Origin of the sequence: Bradyrhizobium sp. HKCCYLS3077 (assembly GCF_051167555.1) — a bacterium.
Lineage (GTDB): Bacteria > Pseudomonadota > Alphaproteobacteria > Rhizobiales > Xanthobacteraceae > Bradyrhizobium.
In genome coordinates this window covers 789,481-809,339 of record NZ_JBNPTH010000003.1, presented here as the reverse complement: position 1 = coordinate 809,339, position 19,859 = coordinate 789,481, and the positions used below count along the sequence as shown (strand labels likewise).

The window sequence follows — 19,859 nt, the reverse complement described above, 5'->3', positions numbered from 1 at the left end:
CTCACTACGACTGCACGGGCGCGCCTTTGCCCACCCTACGCACCTCTGAGCTACCGTCCCCCCGCCGCCCGCTTCAACAACACTGCGCGCTGCTGGTCCGAAAAACTCACGCCCGACTTCTTCTCAACCACCCGAACCGCCCATGACCGCATCGGATCGTCATCCACGCGCGCCGGCTCGCGCAGGATGGCGATGCCGATCTCCAGCATCTTGGCGTCGGCCTGATGCTCGATGCCGCCGCCGGTGCTCGTCAACGCGAACACGCCGGCCGCTGCACCGATGGCAGCCGCCAACGCCGCCGTCACGAAGAGTTTCCAGTCCAAGTCCGCCCCCTGCTCTCACTGCCATTGCGCGGCCACGTTCGAACAGGTTGTTGTCTGCGACATGGCGATCCCGCGTCCGTCAGTCGGCGAGATCTGCATCTGGCGACCACAATTGTTCGCTCCGCGAATGTCACGCTCGCTGTCTGTGATATGATGTATGATTGCCCGTCGCGTTACCTTGTCGCAGCAATCAGCCCTTGTGTCGTCGGGCAAATCAGGCCGATGCTTGCGCCCAACCTGCCTCCTCGAAGAGGGGCGTACGCGTCGTCACGATACGTGAGGCAGGCTGCGGTGGACGTCGTGCATCATGCGCATCTCGCGCGGACGAGTGATGTGGGACGTCCGGTGAAGTCGTGATGTCCTGATACCCCGATGCTGGTATCACCCGCGCGATGCGCAAGCATCGTCGCGGCATGGTGGCCAACAAGCCCGGCGCACCAGGGAGACCACGTATAAGCCGATAAAACATCGCGCAGGGAAGGCCGGCACGTTCGGCCCACCTGTGGTTCCTGCCCCGTGCATTTTCTCTCGCACGGGGGCCGCGGGTGTGGTGGACACCCGGCCTTCCCTGCGCCCTCGGTTTTACCTTGGGTGATCGAACAGCAAGGCTCGGACGCGTCAGCGCCGCGAGAACGCGCATGCTCATGTCCGGTCGACGTGAAGAACGCCTGAGGAGAAGCGGATGCACGCGCCCGCGCGCAATCGCGATCTAGCCCCGCATGGGCCGATCCGATCGGCCATTCACCGGCGACACGTCCGCATCAACGAACAGGCGCTGATGGGCCGCAATGGCGAGATTGGCCATCCTCAGCCGGTTGGTCTGGCCGCGATCGACCAGCCGCGAGATTTCGGCCGCGAGGAACTGATAGGTTTCGACCTCGTCACGAACAGCGCCGGACCGCCAGAGAAAGTCGAGCGCGATGTCATAGGCCTCGGCGGCCGCGGGCTGTCGAACGTCACTGAAGATCAAACGTGCCATCGAAGAGAAGGCGCGGAGGCGAGTCTGGTTCCTGTAGCGGGACATGATCTCACCACCTCCGTGCCGGCCTGGCCCTCAGCGCGGCACCACCGCGGTGGCCTCGATTTCCACCCGCGCCGCCTTCTCCACCAGCCTGACAACCTGCACCAGCGCCATGGCGGGATAGTGGCTGCCGAAGATCTCGCGGTAGATCTTCCCGAGCTCCTTCAGGTTGCCGAGATATTCGTCCATGTCGACGACGTACCAGGTCAGCCGCACAAGGTGCTCCGGACGCGCGTCGCCCTCGGCCAGGATCGCGGCAATGTTCTGCAGCGCCTGCCGGACCTGCGCGATGAACCCGTCGGCAAGCTTCTCCTGCGCGTCCCAGCCGATCACCCCGCCGGTGACGACGATGCGCCCCTCGGCGCTGATGCCGTTGGCATAGCCCTTCGGCATCGGCCAGCCGCTCGGCTGCAGCACGCGCAGGCTCGAAGCATCCTGCTTCACCACGGCGAGCGTGGGCGCTTTGGTCGTGCTCACGAACGTCTCTCCCTGTTTCTGCTACGCGGCCGTGCCGGAGGCCGCGGCCTGCGCGATCTGCCGCAGAGCGAACCGCTTCAGCTTACCGGTCTCGGTCTTGGGCAGTTGCGTGACGAATTCGATCGCGCGCGGGTATTTGTACGGCGCGATCTCGCGTTTGACATGCTCCTGCAGCTCGGTCACGAGCGCCGGCGTGCCCTCCGCTCCGGGCGCCAGCACGACATAGGCCTTCACGACCATGCCGCGGGCGTCGTCGGGGGCGCCCACCACGCCGCATTCGGCGACGGCCGGATGGGTCAGCAGCGACGCCTCGACGTCGGTGCCGGCAATGTTGTAGCCCGACGACACGATCATGTCGTCGGAGCGGGACTGGTACCAGAAGTAGCCGTCCTCATCCATCACATAGGTGTCGCCGGTGACGTTCCAGCCATTCTGGACGTATTTGCGCTGGCGCTCGTCGGCCAGATAGCGGCAGCCGGTCGGACCGCGCACCGCGAGCCGGCCCATCGTGCCCGGCGGCACGTCGCGGCCCTCATCATCGACGATCTTGGCCTCGTAGCCGGGCACTGGTTTGCCGGTGGCGCCGGGACGGATCTCGTCCTCAACAGCGCTGATGAAGATGTGCAGCATCTCGGTCGAACCGATGCCGTCCATCAGCTTGAGCCCTGTCGCCTTCAGCCAGGCGTCGAAGGTCGGCTTCGGCAGGGTCTCGCCGGCGGAGACGCATTTCCGCAGCGAGGAGATGTCGCGGCCCTCGAGCTTGCCCAGCATCGCGCGATACGCCGTCGGCGCGGTAAAACAGACGGTCGCCTTGGTGCGCTCGATCGCGCCGAGCAGATCGTCCGGCGAGGTCTTCTCCAGCACGACATAGGAGGCGCCGATATGCATCGGAAACAATACGCCGCCGAAGCCGAAGGTGAAGGCGAGCGGTGCGGTACCGATGAAGCGGTCACTCTGGCTGGCGCGCAGCACATTGCGGGCATAGCCGTCGCACACCGCGAGCATGTCGCGGTGGAAATGCATCGTGCCCTTGGGATCGCCGGTCGTGCCCGAGGTGAAGGCGATCAGGCAGAGATCGTCGGAGGCAGTGTCAACCGCGGTGAAGTCGGGGCTCGCGTCGGCAATCAGCGCTTCCAGCGCGTCGGGCTGCCCGTTGCCCCAATACACGACCTGCTTGAGCGCCGGCGCGAGCGGGCGGGTCTTTTCCATCTCGTCGGCCAGCTTGCCGTCGCACAAGGCGAGTGCAATCTGCGCCTTCTGGATCGGATAGGACAACTCCTTGGCGCGCAGCAGCGGCATGGTGGCCACCACGATGCCGCCGGCCTTGATCGCCGCCAGATAGGTCGCGACCATCATCGGATTGTTGGCGGAGCGCAGCAGCACGCGGCCGCCCGGCACGAGGCCGAGCTTGCCAACGAGGACATTGGCAATTTTGTTCACCAGCGCCTGCAGCTCACGATAGGTGTAGCTCACCTCGGTGCTGACGATGCACGGCGTATCGCCCCGCCCCTCCGCGACCCAGCGGTCGAGGAAATGCGTCACGCAGTTCAGCCGCGGCGGATACTGGAATTCGGGACGGCTGAACACGAAGTCCGGCCACAGCTCGCGCGGCGGCAGGTTGTCCTGCGCGAAGGTGTCGACATGGGCGCTGTGCGCGCTCTCCGGCTGCTGAACCTTGGCGGCAGTGGCCATCACACGCTCCTGTCTCAAAGGGAAGGACGCCCGGCACGTTTCAGTTCTAAACATTTTAGACTTAAAACAATTGGACGCAAGAGGCGAAGAGAGCCGAAGATTGTGCACTGCCCGCAAATTGTTTGAGCGTTTGCCGCGCGCGACGGCGCTGGCCTGCGACCTCTTGTCAGGCCGGCCTCAGTCCTGCCGGCGCTGCACGGCCTTCTGCGCCGAGCCCTTGGTCTTGGCCAAGAGCCGCATCAGTTCGCGCACGTCCTTCTCGGTGAGATCACCGAAGATGTCGGCAATCCAGGTCTCGTGCTCGGCGGCCATTTTGCGGAATTCCGCGCGACCGAGCTTGGTCAGGCGGATCACCTGGACGCGGCGGTCGGTCTCGGAGGTGCGGCGATCGAGATGGCCGGACTCGACGAGGCGTTCGACCAGGCCGGTGACGTTGCCGTTCGACACCATCATGCGCTTGGACACGTCGGACAGGGTCATGCCATCGGGCGCCTTGTCGAGCTGTGCCATCAGGTCGAACCGCGGCAAGGTCACGTCGAAACGCTCGCGCAGGCGGCCGCGGATCTCGCCCTCGATCAAGGTCGTGCAGGTCAGCAGGCGCAGCCACAGCCGCAGCTCCTCGGCATGGTCCTCGGGCAGCTCGACGGCCTTGGTCTCGGAATCAAGCGTCATGACGGATTCACTGGTGACGGAATCATTTGGAGCACGTTCAGCCTCGTCGGCGTGGCTCATGAGTTTGACCTTCAGGTGGTCAAGGGAGCAAGGAAAAACGTACCGTCATTTGCGCCGGACGATCAGCAAGGCAATTCCTTTAACCTTCAAGCAATTGGCGCGCTGCTTGCATACGGCGGAAACTGCCCTTTCCGCAAGCAGCTCGCTTGCGGCTCGGGCCGTCATCAGACTAGGCTTGGTCCCAAGCTGCGGTCTGACCCATCATTCGGTCAGGTGCCAAAAACAAAACCTGAATTTCCGCATCCCGGGGGAGTTGTCATGAAAGTGAGTTCGAAGCTGGCCGGTCTCGGCGTCGTGGCGTGCGTGCTGGCGCAGCCGGCGCTGGCCGCCGACAAGATCAAGATCGGCGTCATCGTCACCCTGTCCGGCCCCGCGGCCGCGCTCGGCGGGCAGGTCCGCGACGGCTTCAACCTCGCGATCAAGGATCTCGGCGGCAAGATGGGCGGCAAGGACGTCGAGGTCGTCGTCGCCGACGACGAGCTGAAGCCGGACGCCGCGATCACCAAGGTCAAGGGCCTGCTCGAGCGCGACAAGGTCGACTTCGTCGTCGGCCCGATCTTCTCCAACATGCTGCAGGCGATCCACCGCCCGATCACCGAGAACAAGACCTTCCTGATCAGCCCGAATGCCGGCCCGTCCAGCTATGCCGGCAAGGAGTGCAGCCCGTTCTTCTACGTGACCTCGTATCAGAACGACCAGGTGCACGCGATCCTCGGCAAGGTGGCGCAGGACCGCGGCTACAAGAAGATGTACCTGCTGGTGCCGAACTATCAGGCCGGACGCGATTCCGTCGCCGGCTTCAAGCTCGACTACAAGGGCGAGATCGTCGAGGAATCCTACGTTCCGCTGAACACGCTCGACTTCCAGCCCGAGCTGTCCAAGATCTCCTCGCAGAAGCCGGACGCCGTGTTCACCTTCATGCCCGGCGGCATGGGCGTGAACCTGGTCAAGCAGTTCAAGCAGGCGGGCCTCGCCGAGACCGTTCCGGTGCTCTCGGCCTTCACCGTCGACGAATCCACCCTCCCCGCGCAGCAGGATGCCGCCGTCGGCATGTTCGGCGGCGCCAACTGGGCGCCGAACTTCGACAATGCCCAGAGCAAGAAGTTCGTCACGGCCTACGAGGCCGCCTACAACATCGTGCCCGGCACCTATGCGATGCAGGCCTATGACGCCGCCTTGCTGATCGACAGCGCCGTGAAGGCGGTCAAGGGCGACCTCAGCAACAAGGACGCCGTCGCGGCCGCGCTGAAGAAGGCCGATTTCGCCTCGCTGCGCGGCAATTTCAAGTTCAACACCAACGGCTATCCGATCCAGGACTTCTACCTGACCAAGGTCGCCAAGCGCGCGGACGGCAAGTTCCAGACCGAGATCGTGCAGAAGGTGTTCGAGACCTACGCCGACCGCTACGCCAAGGATTGCGCAGCCAAGTAACGACAGGGAGTGAAATCATCATGAGCCATCCGGAAATCGCCGGCATCACCCGGGCCAATGAGGGCATCCAGGGCATCTCCTGGAACATCCTCGGCCAGGTCTACGTCCCGAAGAGCCGCACCGAGCACAGCTTCTCCTGGCATGCGACGTTCCCGGTCGGCACCTTCGTGCCGCCGCACATCCATCCCGACCAGGACGAGTATCTCTACATCCTCGAAGGCCGGCTCGACTTCTTCCTCGACGGCGCCGAGGACTACGCCACCGCCGGCGACACGGTGCGGCTGCCGATGGGCAAGCCGCACGGCATCTTCAACAAGTCGCAGCAGACGGCGAAGACCCTGTTCTGGGTGTCGCCGACACGGCGGCTCTACGAACTGTTCTGGGGGATCCACAACATGCGCGAACAGAACCCCGACGATGTCGTCAAGCTCGCCGCCGAGCACAACATCCGCTTCTTGCCCCCACCTCCGGGGGCGTGAGCGGACTGCGCGCTTGAGTCACGAGCCGTCGCGCAGCAAACAGTGCGCTCCCTCTCCCCGTCCTTCACGGGGAGAGGGCTGGGGTGAGGGGCAGCCCCAGCAACGGTCTGAGCTACAATTACGACGCCTGTCGCGTCACCATCCGCGCGGCGAACCCAGCCCGGCTCGCATAGCCGCGCACGATGCCCTCGCGGGCCTCGTAGTTCAGGATGGTGTTGATGTCGGAAAATCCTTGCGGCGCGAGCTGCTCGACCGCATCGATCACGCCCTCCGGCCCGCCACGGCGGTTCGACGCCACGATCTCCGCGGTCATCGGCAGCCGCTTCTGCTCATAGGCCATCAGCGCCTGCCGCGGATGCTCGGAGCGGGCCAAGGCATCGGCGAGCGCACGGGCATCGAGGATCGCCTGCGAGGCGCCGTTGGAGCCGACCGGATACATCGGATGCGCGGCATCGCCCAGCAACGTCACGCGACCGCTCGACCAGTACGGCAGCGGATCGCGGTCGCAGCAGGGATATTCCCAGAACTCCGGCGTCGCGCGCACCATCGCCGCGAAGTCGACCTGGGGAATGGAGAAGCCGTTGACATGCGGCATCAGTTCGTCGGCCTTGCCGAGCCGCGACCAGTCCTCGCGCCGCGGCGGCGCGGTGTTGGCGTCGCCGATGCGCACCAGCACCGCCCAGTTCGTGAGCCGTGTGGCGGGGCTGGAGCCCTCGGCGATCGGATAGATCACCGCCTTGGCGTTGAGGCCGCCGGCGATGATCATCGACCGCCCGCTCAAAAACACCGGCCAGTCCGTGGCGCCGCGCCACAGCATCAGGCCGTTCCAGCACGGCGCGCCCTCGTTCGGGAACAGCGTCTGCCGGACCTTGGAATGGATACCGTCGGCGCCGATCAGCACGTCGCCGCGGGCGGTGTGAACGTGGGAGCCGCTGCGATCGAAGAAGTACGCCGTCACCCCGCCCTCGTCCTGGGTGAAGGAGCCGAGCCGGCAGCCGGTGTGGACCTTCTCCGGACCGAGCCGCTGCATCACGGCTTCATGGATCACGCTCTGCAGCCGGCCGCGATGGATCGAGAATTGCGGCACGTCATGGCCGGCGTCGACGCCGCGGGTCTCGTGCCAGACCTCCTGGCCGCGCCGGGTCAGATAGAACAGTTCGTAGGTGCGGATCGCGACTTCATCGAGCCGGTCGAGCAGCCCGAGTTGGGCAAGCTCGCGGATCGCGTGCGGCAGCGTGTTGATGCCGACGCCGAGTTCGCGGATCGACTCCGCCTGCTCGAACACCTCGCAATCGATGCCGCGCGCCCGCAGCATCAAAGCCGTGGTCAACCCGCCGATACCGCCGCCAACGATGATCGCCTTCATCGCCCCTACTCCACTGACATTCGTCGTACCGGGCGGCAGCGTCGCACAGCGGCTTACTCTGCCGCAAGCGGCTTCGCCGCCTCCGCCTTCAGCTCCGCCCGCGTTTTCGGTTTAGCCTTAATCTTCAGCTCCTCAAAGTCCTGCCGCTCCCGCACGCTATTGCGGAAGATCTGCTCCTTGCCCGGCAGATATTGCGGCGGACAGAACATGTCGGCGCCATACCAGGCCGCCGCCTTCATGGTGAAGGCGGGATCAACGAGATGCGGACGGCCGAGCGCGACGAGATCGGCGCGGCCGGCAGCGAGGATGGTGTTGACCTGGTCGGCGCTGGTGATGTTGCCAACGCACATCGTGGCGACATGAGCCTCGTTGCGCACCTGGTCAGAGAACGGCGTCTGGAACATGCGGCCGTAGATCGGCCGAGCCTCACGCACGGTCTGTCCCGTCGAGACGTCGACGAGATCGACGCCGGCCTCGCCGAACGCGCGGGCGATCAGCACCGCATCATCGCCGGTGATGCCGCCCTCGGCCCAATCGGTCGCGGAGATGCGCACCGACATCGGCTTGTGCGCCGGCCAGGCCGCGCGCATGGCCGCGAACACTTCAAGCGGGAAACGCAACCGGTTCTCGAGCGAGCCGCCGTAATCGTCCGTGCGCTTGTTGGTCAGCGGCGAGATGAAGCTCGCCAGCAGATAGCCATGGGCGCAGTGCAGCTCGAGCATATCGAAGCCGCAAGCGTGGCCGCGCTCCGCTGCCGCGACGAAATCCGCCTTGATCGCATCCATCGCAGCCCGATCGAGCTCGCGCGGCACCTGGCTGTCGGGGAAATACGGCAGCGGCGACGCCGAGACGATGTCCCAGGCGCCCTGTTCCAGCGGACGGTCCATGCCGTCCCACATCAGCTTGGACGCACCCTTGCGGCCGGCATGACCGAGCTGCAGCGCGAACTTCGCCGTCGAGTTGGCATGGACGAAATCGACAATGCGCTTCCAGGCCGCTTCCTGTGCGTCGTTCCACAAACCGGCACAACCGGGCGTGATACGCGCATCACGGCTCACGCAGGTCATCTCGGTGAACAGCAGACCGGCGCCGCCGATCGCGCGCGAGCCGTAATGCACCAGATGGAAGTCGCCCGGGACGCCCTCCTCGGCGGAGTACATGCACATCGGCGACAGCACCGCACGATTGGCGAGCGTCATGTCACGCAACTTGAGCGGCTGGAACATCGGCGCGACCGGCTTGTCGACATCGACGTCAAAGCCCTTGGCGCGCACCTGGCGTGCAAAAGCCTTGTCGACCTCGGCCACGAAGTCCGGCGCGCGCAGCGTGAGATTGTCGTAGGTGATCGCCTTCGAGCGAGTCATCACGCCGAAGGCGAACTGCACGGGATCGAAGTCCCAGAAGCGGTCGACATGCTCGAACCAGACCAGCGAGACGTCAGCGGCGTGCTGGGTCTTCTCGACCTCCTCGCGGCGGCCGTGCTCATAGAGATCGAGCGCCGCCGGAATGGTCGGCGCGCGCTGCATGGCCTCGGCCAGCGCGATCGCGTCTTCCATCGCGAGCTTGGTGCCCGAGCCGATCGAGAAATGCGCAGTCGACTTGGCGTCACCGAGCAGCACCATGTTGTCCTTGACCCAGCGCTTGTTGCGGATCATCGGGAAATTGCGCCACATCGAGCGGTTGATCAGCAGCGGATGATCGCCGAGGAACCAGCCGAAGATCTCCTTCATGCGGTCGGCGGACTGCCGCTCGTCGAGACCGGTCAGGCCAGCCTTCTCGAACGTCTCGGGATCGGTCTCGAAGATCCAGGTCGAGTGCCCCGCCTCGTACTGATAGGCGTGCGCGATGAACGGACCCCACTCCGTCTCCTGGAAGATGAAGGTGAAAGCATCGAGCGGCTTGGTCGAGCCCATCCACGCGAACTTGTTGGCGCGCAGGTCGACCTCGGGCTGGAAATGATCGACGTATTTCTGGCGGAAGCGGCTGTTGATGCCGTCCGAAAGGATCATCAGGTCGGCATCTGCGAACTGCGACTCGTCCTCGAGATCGACCTCGAAATGCAGGGAAACGCCGAGCTCGCGGGCGCGCTCCTGCAGAATGCGCAGCAACGTCCGGCGCGAGCAGCCGCAGAAACCGTTGCCGCCGACGCGATGCACGGTACCGCGGAAGTGGACCGCAATGTCGTCCCAGTAGGCGAACTCCTGGGTGATGCGCTGGTAGCTTGGAAGATCGTGCTTCTCGAAATTGTCGAGCGTGGCGTCGGAGAACACCACGCCGAAGCCGAACGTGTCGTCGGCGCGGTTGCGTTCGTAGACCGCGATGTCGGCCTTGGGCCGCTGCTTCTTGAGCAATATCGCCGCATAGAGACCGGCAGGTCCGCCGCCGATGATCGCGATCTTCATGAGCGCCTCCACTGGAGAGCCGAGCCAATGGAAATTATTTTAGACCTAAAATATTTCCTGGCAAGCCCCTTCGGTTCCCTGCATTCGTCAATTGCCTTGGAAGACCGGCTTCTGCTTCGCAGCAAAGGCTTCGAATGCGCGGTTGAAATCCTCCGTCGTCATGCACAAGGCCTGGGCAACTGCCTCAGCCTCGATCGCTTCCTCGACCGACATCGCCCATTCCATCGCCAGCATGCGCTTGGTCATGGTGTTGGCGAAGGTCGGCCCGTTCGCGATCTCGGTGGCCAGTGCCACAGCATGCGTCAGCACGTCGCTCGGCGCGACGATGCGGCTGAAGAACCCCCAGCGTTCGCCCTCGTCCGCGCTCATGAAGCGACCGGTGTAGAGCAACTCGGAGGCACGCGACTGACCGATGATGCGCGGCAGGATCGCGCAGGCGCCCATGTCGCAGCCGGCCAGACCAACCTTGTTGAACAGGAATGCGACCTTGGCGCCGGTCGCGGCGAGCCGGACGTCGGAAGCCATTGCGACGATCGCGCCGGCGCCGGCACAGATGCCCTCCACGGCCGCCACGACCGGCTGCGGACAGGCGCGCATCGCCTTGACGAGGTCACCGGTCATCCGCGTGAACGCGGTCAGGCCCTTGGTATCCATCTTCACCAGCGGCCCAATGATTTCGAACACGTCACCACCCGAGGAGAAATTACCGCCCGCGCCGGTCACGACGATCGCCTTGACGTCGTCGTCAAACGCGCAGGCGCGGAAGAAATCCGTCAGCTCGCGATAGCTCTCGAAGGTCAGCGGGTTCTTGCGCTCCGGCCGGTTCAGCGTCACGGTCGCGACGCGATCCTTGACCGTCAGCAGGAAATGGCTTGGCTTGTAGTCGGCCAACGGCACGGTGACGGGATTGGCGGGCTTGGACATGTGAACTCCCTCGGTTCGATTATTCTGTTTGAACGACGCGACCTAGACTTCGCCGCCCGCTACTGCAATCGCCTGCCCCGTGATGGCGCCGGCGCCGGTGCCGCACAGCCACAGCACGGTGTCGGCGACCTCCTGCGGCTTGATCAGTCGTCCCTGCGGATTGTGCTTGGCAAGCTCGGCGATTGCCTGCTCGCGGCTGCGGCCGGTCTTCTTCATGATATTGTCGACGCTGTCGGCGACGAGATCGGTGTCGGTGAAACCGGGACACACGGCGTTCACGGTCACGCCCGTCGCAGCCATCTCCAAAGCCAGCGACCGCGTCAGGCCAACGACAGCATGCTTCGCGGCCGTATAGGCACTGACATAGGGGTAACCCTTGAGGCCCGCGGTGGACGCCACCGCAACGATCCGGCCGTAAGGCTGCGCCCTCATCGCCGGCAACACGGCCTGCACGGCGTGCACGACGCCCATGAAGTTGATGTCCATCATGCGGCGGAACAGCGCGGCGTCGGACTTCAGGAACGGCGCGGACTCCGCGCTTCCCGCGTTGGCAACCAGGATCGCGATCGGCTGTCGCGCGGCGGCAGCCGTCACCGCCGCAGCCAGCGCCGACTGATCGGCGACATCGGCGATGGCGGCGTGATCGGCGCATCCGGCCGCGATGGCCTCATCGAGCGTTGCGCGGCTGCGCCCGACGATCGTCACGGTTGCGCCGGCAAGCTTCAGAGCGCGCGCGATTTCGCGCCCGATGCCGCGGCCTCCACCGGTCACCATCGCATGCGCTGCTTCGGGCAGTGCGGACATGCGCGCGTCTCCTCATCTTTGCAATACGATCGCAGCTTCGAGATTATTTTAAACTTCAAATTTTTGCAACAACACGGCCGAAGCGGCTTGACACTCTTGTCGCCACGGCTAGCGTTCGAAGGCCTGGAGCAAGCAACGTTGCGGCCTCGGGCGCCATCTCGGAGGTCTGTGTGCCCGCGTCGCAAATCCTGACCACGAAGGACGGCCGCTTCGGCTACGAGGCAGCGGGAGCGCCCGATCGGCAGACGCTGGTGTTCCTCCACGGCATCGGCGGCGCGGCGCGCGCCTGGCGCGGCCAGCTTGCCCATTTCGGCGAGCGCTTCCATGCAGTGGCCTGGGACATGCCGGGCTACGGGCAGTCCGCCAGACTCGATGCGGTCAGCATCGCCACTCTCGCGGCCGCGCTTCAGAGCTTCCTGAACCAGATCGATGCGCGGCGGCCAATCCTGGTCGGCCATTCCATCGGCGGCATGATCACCCAGGACTGGCTGATCACGCATCCGCACGCCGCGAGCGCTGTCGTGCTGGCACAGACCAGTCCCGCGTTCGGCAAGGCTGATGGCGACTGGCAAAAATCCTTCATCGAGGCGCGCCTCGGGCCACTCGATCGCGGCGCCACGATGGCGTCGCTGGCACCGGATCTCGTGAAAGAGCTGGTCGGCGACGATGCCGATCCCGCCGGTCTCGACCTTGCGACATCATGCATGGCCAGCGTTCCCGAGGCGAGCTACCGCGCCAGCATGCTGGCGCTGCTCGGCTTCGACCGGCGGCAGGCGCTCAAGGATATCAAGGTGCCGACGCTGGTGCTCTCGGGCTCCAGGGACCGCAATGCACCGGCGCCGATGATGGAGAAGATGGCGAGCTTCATTCCTGGCGCTCACTATGTCGAGCTGCAAGGTGCCGGTCATCTCGTCAATCTCGAACGTCCCGGCGAATTCAACGCCGCGCTCGACTCCTTTCTGAATGCACACGCGATCACGACTGCGGAGGCACGATGACCATCCAGGTGCAGAAGACGGCGACGGCCTCCGGCGAGGCGCTTGACGCGCCGATGTTCGATCCGGCCGCCTACCGGCTCACCGCCGAGCAGGCCGACATCATCTCCCGCGCGCGGCAGCTCGGGCAGAGCGTGCTGGCCGGTCGCGCCGCCACCTGGGATCGGGAGGCGACGTTCCCGACCGAGAACTACAAGGACCTGCATCGCGCCGGCCTGCTCGGCATCTCCGTTCCCAAGGCGCTCGGTGGTCTCGGCGCCGGTTACCAGACCTACGCGCTCACCGCCGCCGAGATCGGCCGCTACTGCGGCGCGACCGCGCTGACCTGGAACATGCATGTCTGCTCGACCCTGTGGTCGGGACCGCTTGCCGACGATCTCGACATGGAGGACGATGTCCGCGCCGAGCACCAGCGGCGGCGCGCGATCCACTACAAGCGCATCGTCGAGGACGGCGCGATCTACTCGCAGCCGTTCTCGGAAGGTGGCGCGGCCGCGGCGGGCGGCGTGGCGTTCGGTACCGAGGCGAAGCCGGTGAAGGGCGGCTGGCTGGTCAGCGGCAAGAAGATTTTTGCCTCGCTGTCCGGGCACGCTGATTACTACGGCGTGCTGTGCACGGAGATCAGCGAGGGCGAGAAGGCCTCGCGGCGAAACACGCTCTACCTCGCGATCCCCGCGAAGAGCGAAGGCGTCTCCGTGGTCGGCGACTGGGATCCCCTTGGCATGCGCGGCACCGTGTCGCGCACGCTGGTCTTCAAGGACGTCTTCGTCGACGAGGATGCGGCGTTGATGCCGCGCGGCGTCTACTTCCAGGCGGCGATGCGCTGGCCGCACATGTTCATGACGCTCTCGCCGACCTATATGGGCCTCGCGCAGGCCGCCTACGACTTCACGGTGAAATATCTGCGCGGCGAGGTGCCGGGCATGCCGCCGGTCAAGCGGCGGATGTATCCCACCAAACAGATCGCCGTGGCGCAGATGCAGATCAAGCTGGAGCAGATCAAGGGCATCTGGTTCCAGGCGGTCACCGAAGCGCGCGCCAATCCGACGAAAGAACAGGTGCTGCGCGCCTATGCCGCGCAGTATTCGGTCATGGAAGGCGCCAACGAGCTCGCCGCGCTTGCGATCCGCACCTGCGGCGGGCAGTCGATGCTGAAGACGCTGCCGCTCGAGCGCATCTATCGCGACAGCCGCTGCGGCTCGCTGATGCTGCCGTGGACCGCCGAGCTGTGCCTCGATCGCATCGGCCGCGAAGCGCTGTACGAGCCCGGCGAGACGGACGAGTAGAGCGTGGACCTCTGCAGCCTGATCGAGCGCAACGCCGCGTTCACGCCGGACAAGCCGGCGATCCGTTTCGAAGGCGCGACGCTGACCTATGCCGAGTTCAGCGCGCGTATCGCCGCGATGGCGCGGGCGCTGAAATCCGAGTACGGCGTCGGGCGCGGCGACCGTGTCGCCATTCTCAGCCTGAATCGGCCGGACTATCTGGTCCTGCTCTATGCCTGCGCCAGGCTCGGCGCGATCCTGGTGCCGCTGAACTGGCGGCTTGCGGTGGCCGAGCAGGTCTTCATCCTGTCGGATGCCGCCGCCAAGGTGCTGGTGCTGGAGCAGGCGTTTGCGCCGGTGCTGCCCGCGCTTGCGGAGCAGCATCCCGAGACCATGCCGGTCGGTGTCGACTTCACGCCGGCCAACGGACTGATGATCGACGAGCTGCTCGCCCGCGGTCACGGCGACGATCGCAATCCGCACATCGATCTCTCCTGCCCGCTGCTGATCGTCTACACCTCGGGCACCACGGGCCGGCCCAAGGGCGCCGTGCTGCGCCAGGAGGCGCTGCTGTGGAATGGGGTGATGAGCCAGCACATGCATGGACTCACCTCCGACGATCACGTGCTGACCGTGCTGCCGCTGTTCCACGTCGGCGGCCTCAACATCCAGACCACGCCGGCGCTGCATCACGGCGCCGCCGTCACCTTGCATGCCCGCTTCGCGCCGGACACGACGCTCGCGGCCATCGTCCACGAGCGGCCGACATTGACGGTGCTGGTGCCGGCAACCATCCAGGCCGTCACCGAGCATCCCGGCTGGGCGGCTGCGAACCTTTCTTCGCTCAAGGCCGTCTCGACCGGCTCCAGCATCGTGCCGCCGGCGCTGATCGATCGCATCACCGCGCGCGGCGTGCCGGTGCTGCAGGTCTATGGCTCGACCGAGACCTGCCCGATCGCGGTCTATACGCGGCTCGGCGGCGACCTCTCGCGCGCGGGCTCGACCGGCCTTCCGGGCCTGTGCTGCGAGGCCAAGATCATCGATCGCGATGGCGATGAGCTGCCGGCTGGAAAGGCCGGCGAGATCGCGGTGCGCGGGCCGAACGTGTTCTTCGAATATTGGGGCAACGCCAAAGCCACGCAGCAGGCGATCCACGACGGCTGGTACCGCACCGGCGACATCGCACAGCGCGATGCTGACGGCTACTTCTTCGTACTCGAACGGAAAAACAACATGATCATCTCGGGCGGCGAGAACGTCTACCCGGCCGAGATCGAGCGCGTGCTCGGCGAGCATCCCGACGTGGTCGACTGCGGCGTCATTGGCCGGCCCGATCCGCGCTGGGACGAGGTGCCGGTGGCCTTCGTCGTCAAGCGCAAGGACTGCGCGCTCGATGCCGAGACGTTGCGCGCGCATCTGCAGGCGCAGCTCGCGCGCTACAAGGTGCCGCGCGACATCGTCTTCGTCGACGATCTGCCGCGCACCGCGCTCGGCAAGGTGCAGCACCATCTGCTGCGCCAGAGGCCGAATGACCGATAGGGAGATGCGCTCTTGAAGATTGCAGTGCTCGGCGGAGGCAACGGCTCGTTCGCAGCCGCGGGTGATTTCGCGCTTGCAGGCCACGAAGTGCGGTTCTGGCGCCGCGATGCGGACGCCGTGGCGCAGCACAGAGCGGCGGGTTCGATCATCACCGTCAAGGACGTCAGCGGCCGGCACGAGGCGAAGCTCGCGCTGGTCACGACCGATATCGGCGAGGCCGTCCGGGGCGCCGAGCTGATTCTCTGCCCCGCGCCGGCCTTTGCGCAAGCAGACATCGCGAAACAGCTCGCGCCGCATCTCGCCGACGGCCAGGTCGTGTTCCTGCCACCGGCGACGTTCGGCACGATGATCTTTGCGGCGGCCGCGCGTGACGCCGGCAACAAGGCCCAGATCAGCTACGCGGAGACCGGCACCCTGCCCTGGCTGACGCGCAAGCACGGGCCGTTCGAGGTGGCGATCACCATTCGCGCCAAGCGGCTGCCGGTCGGCGTCTTCCCGCAGAAGACAGCCGAGCACGCGCTTGCCGTCATCGGACGCGCCTTCCCCGACGTAATCGAGCCGTGCGGCGATGCGCTGTCGGGCGCGCTCATGAATGCCGGCTGCATCATTCATCCGCCGCTGATCGTGATGAATGCCGGTCCGATCGAGCATTTCGAGCGCTGGGACATTCACAAGGAAGGCACGCAAGCCGCGATCCGCCGCGTCACCGACGCGCTCGACGCGGAGCGGATCGCCGTGCGCGAGGCGCTCGGCTATGGCGCGCCGCATTTCCCGCTGGCGCATCACTACGCCAAGGAGGGCGAGGTCTGGATGTATGGCCGCGGCTCGCATGACCGGCTCACCGACTCCGGGGACTGGCGCGAGCAGCTGGTGCTGACGCAGCATCGCTACATGCGTGAGGATCTTCGGCTCGGACTGTCATTCCTGATCTCGGCTGCGGAGCTGACCGGAACGCCCACGCCACTTGCTCGCGCGTTCCTCGCCATTGGCGGGGCGATCTGCGGCGAGGATTTCATGGCGACGGGACGCACGCTGAGCAGCCTGGGCTTTGGTGGACTCGATCGATCCGCCCTGCAGGCGCTGCTGCGCGACGGGTTCGCGGCATGAGCGCGCGCGGTCACATCGCCTGTCTCGGCGCCGGCCGCATGGGCCGCGGCATCGCGGTCGCGTTCGCCTATGCCGGTCATCCAGTGACAATGATCGACATCAAGCCGCGCACGGCGGAGGAATTCGCCAAACTGGAGCGCGAGGCGCTCGGCGAGATCAGCGCGACGTTCGCGACCTTGGCGCGGCTCGGGATGCTGCAGGCCGCCGATGCCGACAGGCTGATGGCCAAGATCACCGTCGCGCCGGCGGCGGCGAGCAACGACGTGCTGGCGCAGACCACGCTGGTGTTCGAGGGCGTGCCGGAGATCGTCGATCTCAAGCGCGAGGTGCTCGGCGCGGCTTCGCGCGCTGTGGCGCCGGATGTCATCATCGCCTCGACGACGTCGACGATCCTGGTCGATGATCTCGCCGGTGCGATCGACAAGCCCGAGCGCTTCCTCAATGCGCATTGGCTCAATCCGGCCTATCTGATCCCGCTGGTCGAGATCTCGCCGGGCCAGGCGACCGATCCCGACGTGACGGCGCGGCTGAAGGCGCTGCTCGAAGAGATCGGCAAGGTGCCGGTGGTGTGCGCGGCGACGCCGGGCTTCATCGTGCCGCGCATCCAGGCGCTCGCCATGAACGAGGCCGCGCGCATGGTCGGCGAAGGTGTCGCCAGTGCCGAGGAGATCGACAAGGCGATCCGCTACGGTTTTGGCTTCCGCTACGCGGTGCTCGGCCTGTTGGAGTTCATCGACTGGGGCGGCGGCGACATCCTCTACTACGCCAGCCGCTATCTCGAAGGCGCGCTGGGCAGCGACCGCTATCGCGCGCCCGAGGTGATCGAGCGCAACATGGCCGAGGGCCGGATCGGCCTGCGCACCGGGGCGGGGTTCCTCGATTATTCGGGGATGGATGTCGCCGCCTATCGCGAGCAGCGGCTTGGGGCATTGGTCGACATGCTCAGGCATTTCAAGCTGACGCGGCCGCCGGTGGTGGATTGAGGATGACGTTGTAGGGGGAGCAAAGGCGCGGCACGCCATCGCCGTTGCGCGACGATGTCGCTCGCGCCGTGCCCACCATCTCGCTCAGCATCCGCGAATGCATGGTGGGCACGGCGCCATCACCAACTGAACTCTGAGACGCAGCACGACAGCGCCTTTGCCCACCCTACGGCAGCGGGGCTCTGGCCTCTCGCTCATGTTGATCGCGATTGAATCAACAAGCACCGTCGTCATCCCGGCGAACGCCGGGATCCATAACCCCAGGGAGCGGTTTGAGGCAGGCTGGTCATTGGCATTGTGCCCATCACCTCTGCTGCGGAGTATGGGTCCCGGATCGGCGCCATGCCGCGCTGGCGCGCGTCATGGCTTGTCCGGGACGACAGTTGTGGGTGCGGCAAATTCACGCTTCAAACAGCTACGACATCGCGGACGTGTCATTGCGATCTCGCGGCGCGTTGCGCCCGAGGTGTGCGATCAGTTCGTCCCTCGCAAACATGCAGAGGGCGCAGGGAATGCCGGGTGACAGCCTCACCCATGGCCCGCCTGCGGAGAAAAATGCAGGCGGCAGGTACCACAGGCAAAGCCGGAACACGCCGGCATTCCCTGCGCGATGGGTTTACGGCTGCTTCGCGATCTCCCCGGTGCGCCGGGCTTGTTGGCCACCGTCGTCCACGTGATGCGTCAGCACCAGCGCGAACTTGACCTCAGCATCGGGAGGCCAGGACCACGCGACTTGACCGTCCGCAAGACATCGTTCGTCCGCGCCCTCGTGAGAAGACGCTGCGATCTCTCGCGGCCACCGCTCCCCGCCTCGCGTGTCGTGACGATCGCGCGCTACGCCCCTCTGCTTGAGGCGGGATGGGGAGAGAGAACCATATATTCCGAAAAATGGCAAGTGATTTATATTTTTCGGAATACATACGATCACACGTGACATGCGTCCGCCTCGTCGTTTGAGGCAACCTGCCGCCGCGATCGCGGTGCCCTCCCCTCCCCCTTGCGGGGAGGGGTCGGGGGTGGGGGTCTCCGGGGGAGCTGAACGGCGTGGGATACCCCAGCGCTTCGCTACGCTCGCAATGACGGGGTAAGGTCGCCAACTTAAACTCACAGCGCGCCCGCAGATGGTTTCTCAGCTCTCCTCTCTGAGAGCGGAGTTCGGGGACCCCCACCCCCGACCCCTCCCCGCCTTGCGAAGCTCCGCTTCGCTTGGGGGGAGGGGAGCGCACCGTCATCGGGGCGATTGCTCGAATACGACCAAGAGTACTACCCGAACACGTCCTGCAGCACGCCGTGCTTGATCACGGCCACCCCATCCAGCTCGATCGTCGTTCCCATCATCGGCAGATCGAAATGGCCCGCCGTGTAGCGGCCGGCGAATTCGTTGGCGCCGGTGGAGAACAGGAAGTTGCCGGGGACGGCGCGCAGTTCGGTGCCGTTGGTGTCGCGCTGGTCGTACATGGTCAGTGCTTCGTAGCGTGCGCCGGGATTCATGCCCCAGCCGACATGCGAGACGGCATAGGCCTCGCGATCGCCCCAGGAGGCGAGATAGGCGCGCATCATCGCGGCATCGGCGCCCTCGCCTTCCAGATCCGTGATGTAGTCGTCGCGCATCGTCATCGTGACGGGCGAGGACAGATAGCGCTTGAAGGTGAGGTTGATGTCGCCGGGCGCCATCACGATGGTGCCGTTGACCGATTTGCTCTTGGGGAAGCTGACGACGATGCCGCCCGGCCAATGCGCCAAGGTACCGGGACGATCGGTCCAGCCCCAGACGCCGACCGTCGAGGCCCCCTCCATGATCACATCGAGATCGGTGCCGGCCTTCGAGGTCACGCGCATCCGCTTGGTGCCGCGCAGCATCTTGGCGGCGGCGCGGACGCGCTTCTCCAGCGCTGCATCGGGCCGCATGCGCTCCAGCGCTTCCGGATGCTCGTTGGAGATCACGAGAATGCGCGCGCCGGCTTTGAGGATCTCCGGCGTCTCCACCGCATGCATTAGACCTTCGATTGTGCAGTCGACGACGAAGCCGGCCTGCTGCAAGGCCGTCACGACGGGGCCGAGCTTGCCGATGGCTTCAGAGGCGCCGGTCGAGCGCACCGGCACCGGATGGGGATTGCGCGGCGTCGGCACCACCACATGGAAGGGGCGCGCACCCATGCGCAGCAGCGCCAGTTCTGCGATGTGGACGTTGAGCGGGCGCGACTGCGTCTCCGACAGGATGGCGGCGGTGTCGCCGGCCTTCACCGCGCAGCGCTCGAAGATCTCGCAGAATGCGTCGATCCATTTCGCCTCGATGCGATCCGCCAGCATGGTCGTTCT

General features: G+C 65.7%; 17 protein-coding genes. 7 read left to right on the top strand and 10 right to left on the bottom strand.

All coding sequences use genetic code 11. The features are described 5' to 3' along the window. Positions 1-50: 50 nt before the first annotated feature. From ACQR0Z_RS15690 to ACQR0Z_RS15670, 5 genes are all read right to left on the bottom strand, one after another. Positions 51-323, bottom strand: a complete 273-nt coding sequence (locus tag ACQR0Z_RS15690) for a hypothetical protein (RefSeq protein WP_434919208.1) — start codon at positions 321-323, stop codon at positions 51-53. Positions 324-1,032: 709 nt separating this feature from the next. Next, entirely contained in the window at positions 1,033-1,347 is a 315-nt protein-coding gene (locus ACQR0Z_RS15685) for a hypothetical protein (protein WP_434919207.1), read from the bottom strand. A 30-nt stretch (positions 1,348-1,377) separates the two neighbouring features. Continuing rightward, on the bottom strand, positions 1,378-1,821 hold the full coding sequence (locus ACQR0Z_RS15680) for a RidA family protein (RefSeq protein WP_434919206.1): 444 nt from the start codon (positions 1,819-1,821) through the stop codon (positions 1,378-1,380). Positions 1,822-1,842: 21 nt separating this feature from the next. Beyond that, positions 1,843-3,513: a benzoate-CoA ligase family protein gene (locus ACQR0Z_RS15675; RefSeq protein ID WP_434919205.1), complete on the bottom strand. Its 1,671-nt coding sequence runs from the start codon at positions 3,511-3,513 to the stop codon at positions 1,843-1,845. A 177-nt stretch (positions 3,514-3,690) separates the two neighbouring features. After that, positions 3,691-4,185 (bottom strand): MarR family winged helix-turn-helix transcriptional regulator, encoded by a 495-nt coding sequence (locus ACQR0Z_RS15670; RefSeq protein WP_434919204.1) that lies wholly within the window; start codon positions 4,183-4,185, stop codon positions 3,691-3,693. A gap of 318 nt (positions 4,186-4,503) precedes the next feature. Between ACQR0Z_RS15670 and ACQR0Z_RS15665 the strand changes: the two genes are divergently transcribed. Together ACQR0Z_RS15665 and ACQR0Z_RS15660 are read left to right on the top strand one after the other, a co-directional pair. Continuing rightward, positions 4,504-5,676 (top strand): ABC transporter substrate-binding protein, encoded by a 1,173-nt coding sequence (locus ACQR0Z_RS15665; protein WP_434919203.1) that lies wholly within the window; start codon positions 4,504-4,506, stop codon positions 5,674-5,676. 20 nt (positions 5,677-5,696) lie between these two features. Next, the gene (locus tag ACQR0Z_RS15660; RefSeq protein ID WP_434919202.1) at positions 5,697-6,155 is read left to right on the top strand and encodes a cupin domain-containing protein; all 459 of its coding nucleotides are present in this window, start codon (positions 5,697-5,699) and stop codon (positions 6,153-6,155) included. A 118-nt stretch (positions 6,156-6,273) separates the two neighbouring features. Here the strand turns inward: ACQR0Z_RS15660 and ACQR0Z_RS15655 are convergent, their stop codons facing one another. From ACQR0Z_RS15655 to ACQR0Z_RS15640, 4 genes are all read right to left on the bottom strand, one after another. Next, complete coding sequence (locus tag ACQR0Z_RS15655; protein WP_434919201.1) at positions 6,274-7,521, bottom strand: flavin-dependent oxidoreductase; 1,248 nt, start codon at positions 7,519-7,521, stop codon at positions 6,274-6,276. Positions 7,522-7,574: 53 nt separating this feature from the next. Further along, a complete protein-coding gene (locus ACQR0Z_RS15650) occupies positions 7,575-9,923 on the bottom strand; it encodes a bifunctional salicylyl-CoA 5-hydroxylase/oxidoreductase (protein WP_434919200.1) in 2,349 nt (782 codons plus the stop codon). 87 nt (positions 9,924-10,010) lie between these two features. Next, positions 10,011-10,847 carry an enoyl-CoA hydratase family protein gene (locus ACQR0Z_RS15645; protein WP_434919199.1) on the bottom strand — a complete coding sequence of 279 codons (837 nt, stop codon included), beginning with the start codon at positions 10,845-10,847 and terminating at the stop codon, positions 10,011-10,013. Positions 10,848-10,889: 42 nt separating this feature from the next. Continuing rightward, positions 10,890-11,651 (bottom strand): SDR family NAD(P)-dependent oxidoreductase, encoded by a 762-nt coding sequence (locus ACQR0Z_RS15640; RefSeq protein ID WP_434919198.1) that lies wholly within the window; start codon positions 11,649-11,651, stop codon positions 10,890-10,892. Between the two features lie 170 nt (positions 11,652-11,821). On the opposite strand from ACQR0Z_RS15640, the gene ACQR0Z_RS15635 reads away from it, so the two are divergent. From ACQR0Z_RS15635 to ACQR0Z_RS15615, 5 genes are read left to right on the top strand one after another with little or no spacing between them, the layout of a single operon-like run. Beyond that, positions 11,822-12,649 carry an alpha/beta fold hydrolase gene (locus tag ACQR0Z_RS15635; protein ID WP_434919197.1) on the top strand — a complete coding sequence of 276 codons (828 nt, stop codon included), beginning with the start codon at positions 11,822-11,824 and terminating at the stop codon, positions 12,647-12,649. Continuing rightward, on the top strand, positions 12,646-13,932 hold the full coding sequence (locus ACQR0Z_RS15630) for an acyl-CoA dehydrogenase family protein (protein WP_434919196.1): 1,287 nt from the start codon (positions 12,646-12,648) through the stop codon (positions 13,930-13,932). Before ACQR0Z_RS15635 ends, ACQR0Z_RS15630 begins: the two co-directional genes overlap by 4 nt. Positions 13,933-13,935: 3 nt before the next feature. Next, positions 13,936-15,450: a class I adenylate-forming enzyme family protein gene (locus ACQR0Z_RS15625; RefSeq protein ID WP_434919195.1), complete on the top strand. Its 1,515-nt coding sequence runs from the start codon at positions 13,936-13,938 to the stop codon at positions 15,448-15,450. A 12-nt stretch (positions 15,451-15,462) separates the two neighbouring features. After that, positions 15,463-16,557 (top strand): NAD/NADP octopine/nopaline dehydrogenase family protein, encoded by a 1,095-nt coding sequence (locus ACQR0Z_RS15620; protein ID WP_434919194.1) that lies wholly within the window; start codon positions 15,463-15,465, stop codon positions 16,555-16,557. Next, positions 16,554-17,540 carry a 3-hydroxybutyryl-CoA dehydrogenase gene (locus ACQR0Z_RS15615; RefSeq protein WP_434919193.1) on the top strand — a complete coding sequence of 329 codons (987 nt, stop codon included), beginning with the start codon at positions 16,554-16,556 and terminating at the stop codon, positions 17,538-17,540. Before ACQR0Z_RS15620 ends, ACQR0Z_RS15615 begins: the two co-directional genes overlap by 4 nt. Before the next feature lie 1,263 nt (positions 17,541-18,803). Here the strand turns inward: ACQR0Z_RS15615 and ACQR0Z_RS15610 are convergent. Next, the gene (locus tag ACQR0Z_RS15610) at positions 18,804-19,850 is read right to left on the bottom strand and encodes a peptidase M29 (protein WP_434919192.1); all 1,047 of its coding nucleotides are present in this window, start codon (positions 19,848-19,850) and stop codon (positions 18,804-18,806) included. Positions 19,851-19,859 lie beyond the last annotated feature (9 nt).

What these genes read in the sequence shown, in the direction of transcription:
- ACQR0Z_RS15610 (WP_434919192.1), bottom strand. Translation starts at nt 19,850, where the DNA reads ATGCTGGCGGATCGCATCGAGGCGAAATGGATCGACGCATTCTGCGAG.
- ACQR0Z_RS15630 (WP_434919196.1), top strand. Translation starts at nt 12,646, where the DNA reads ATGACCATCCAGGTGCAGAAGACGGCGACGGCCTCCGGCGAGGCGCTT.
- ACQR0Z_RS15685 (WP_434919207.1), bottom strand. Translation starts at nt 1,347, where the DNA reads ATGTCCCGCTACAGGAACCAGACTCGCCTCCGCGCCTTCTCTTCGATG.
- ACQR0Z_RS15650 (WP_434919200.1), bottom strand. Translation starts at nt 9,923, where the DNA reads ATGAAGATCGCGATCATCGGCGGCGGACCTGCCGGTCTCTATGCGGCG.
- ACQR0Z_RS15655 (WP_434919201.1), bottom strand. Translation starts at nt 7,521, where the DNA reads ATGAAGGCGATCATCGTTGGCGGCGGTATCGGCGGGTTGACCACGGCT.
- ACQR0Z_RS15640 (WP_434919198.1), bottom strand. Translation starts at nt 11,651, where the DNA reads ATGTCCGCACTGCCCGAAGCAGCGCATGCGATGGTGACCGGTGGAGGC.
- ACQR0Z_RS15660 (WP_434919202.1), top strand. Translation starts at nt 5,697, where the DNA reads ATGAGCCATCCGGAAATCGCCGGCATCACCCGGGCCAATGAGGGCATC.
- ACQR0Z_RS15670 (WP_434919204.1), bottom strand. Translation starts at nt 4,185, where the DNA reads ATGACGCTTGATTCCGAGACCAAGGCCGTCGAGCTGCCCGAGGACCAT.
- ACQR0Z_RS15645 (WP_434919199.1), bottom strand. Translation starts at nt 10,847, where the DNA reads ATGTCCAAGCCCGCCAATCCCGTCACCGTGCCGTTGGCCGACTACAAG.
- ACQR0Z_RS15665 (WP_434919203.1), top strand. Translation starts at nt 4,504, where the DNA reads ATGAAAGTGAGTTCGAAGCTGGCCGGTCTCGGCGTCGTGGCGTGCGTG.
- ACQR0Z_RS15675 (WP_434919205.1), bottom strand. Translation starts at nt 3,513, where the DNA reads ATGGCCACTGCCGCCAAGGTTCAGCAGCCGGAGAGCGCGCACAGCGCC.
- ACQR0Z_RS15615 (WP_434919193.1), top strand. Translation starts at nt 16,554, where the DNA reads ATGAGCGCGCGCGGTCACATCGCCTGTCTCGGCGCCGGCCGCATGGGC.